This window comes from Pseudoalteromonas sp. CR1 (assembly GCF_019392235.1).
Lineage (GTDB): Bacteria > Pseudomonadota > Gammaproteobacteria > Enterobacterales > Alteromonadaceae > Pseudoalteromonas.
Genome location: NZ_JAHXRM010000133.1, coordinates 1 through 290 on the forward strand (window position 1 = coordinate 1; position 290 = coordinate 290).

Here is a 290-nt window from a genome sequence, read left to right on the forward strand (position 1 = left end):
TTCGCTTTTACCCAGAAGCGTCAAGGCAAAACGCATGCGTGCCAATGGCGTACGCAGTTCGTGGGACACGGCCTGGGAGACTTCACGGTGGCGCTCGTTCATGGCGCTGATGTCCCGCGCGTGCTGTTGCAAGGTCATCAGCAACGGCGTCCATTCCTTGCCCATGGCAGGCAACATCACATTCGGGGTACGTGCCAGCGTGCCAAGGCAGGTCTTGAGGGTGTTCAGGTCGGTGCGGCGACGGCGGTGCAGGCGTAAACCGATCCCGAGTAGCAGTAGCACCGGCAGGC

At 61.7% G+C, this 290-nt stretch carries 1 protein-coding gene; it reads right to left on the reverse strand.

Annotation, left to right across the window (positions count from 1 at the left end; all coding sequences use genetic code 11):
• Window positions 1–290: histidine kinase dimerization/phospho-acceptor domain-containing protein (locus KZZ04_RS18800; protein ID WP_368735899.1), on the reverse strand; the 290-nt coding region annotated here is incomplete at both ends.